The following is a 947-nucleotide window of genomic DNA, read 5'->3' as shown; positions in this document are numbered from 1 at the left end:
CATTTGCTCCCCACCGTATTCCGTGCAATTCACGACGGGATTTTGGATCTGACAAAACCAGAACAATTGACACCATTGGCCATTAACAAATGCGTACAGGTGTTCACCATGTTGCTCGGCGGGCCTGCCATTCCTCAGTTGGTAAGCGCCAGCCTGTCGCTATTCAAAAAACTGTATTCGAACGAACACCCCGGCTTTGTGTTACCCAGAACGGTAGTCGTGGCGCCGCTTGTGGTAGCACTGTTCAGCATCTATGGATCTCGTTTCGGCCCCTACGCCTCGACGCATACGGTGCAACTCAGAAGTGATCTCAAGAACAAATTGGCGCAGGGCCAACTGAATATTCCGGTAGGGGGAGCCATGTACCGAAGCAAACAGTTCTGGAAGCTCTTCATGAAAGAATTGCCTGGATCCGTAGTGGCTCAGGGAATGATCGCGTGGGGATTGCGCAAGATATCGGGAGAATATAAAAAATCGGATCAGCTTTTGGAGACCTATAGCGAATCGGTTCAAGAGCACTTGCAGACAAATGACCTGGAATCCGGGGCAAAGCAGGCCATCCACATCGACGCGTCGAGGTCTTCCGGCGGCGGCAGGGAGTAAGCCCAGACTACAAACGCCATCTCGGCAAATAGGTGTCCCTAGCGAATTAGGAAGGCGGTTAGACCCGGCTCCCCATCGCTGAATATCAGTTTTTGTAACGGTTGAAGCGATAACCTTGGTCGAAGAAGGCTGCGAACGCGACCAGAATTCCGGCGCACGCAAGAATGAGCGCGACTCCGTTGGTATCATGCACTGCGGACTTGGCAACCAGTGATAGCGCCCACAACGGAGCAATACCACCGGCCAAGGCAGTGCCGATTTCACGCGCTGAACCGACCCCCGTCGAGCGGCTTTGTACGGTAAATTGCCGACTCAGGAAAGATCCTTGGGGGGCGACATCATCG

2 pseudogenes are annotated in these 947 nt (G+C 53.5%); one reads left to right on the top strand and one right to left on the bottom strand.

Annotated features, from left to right (window positions below):
- Positions 1-603 (top strand): annotated as a pseudogene (locus tag I5W_RS00930) (hypothetical protein); the annotation flags it as partial.
- Positions 604-688: 85 nt separating this feature from the next.
- Here I5W_RS00930 and I5W_RS00925 read toward each other — a convergent pair.
- A pseudogene (locus I5W_RS00925) lies at positions 689-947 on the bottom strand (MFS transporter); the annotation flags it as partial.

Source organism: Herbaspirillum sp. B65 (assembly GCF_000333555.1).
GTDB lineage: Bacteria > Pseudomonadota > Gammaproteobacteria > Burkholderiales > Burkholderiaceae_D > Herbaspirillum > Herbaspirillum rubrisubalbicans.
Note: the sequence above shows the minus strand (reverse complement) of the source record. Positions and strands in the feature narration are given on the sequence as shown.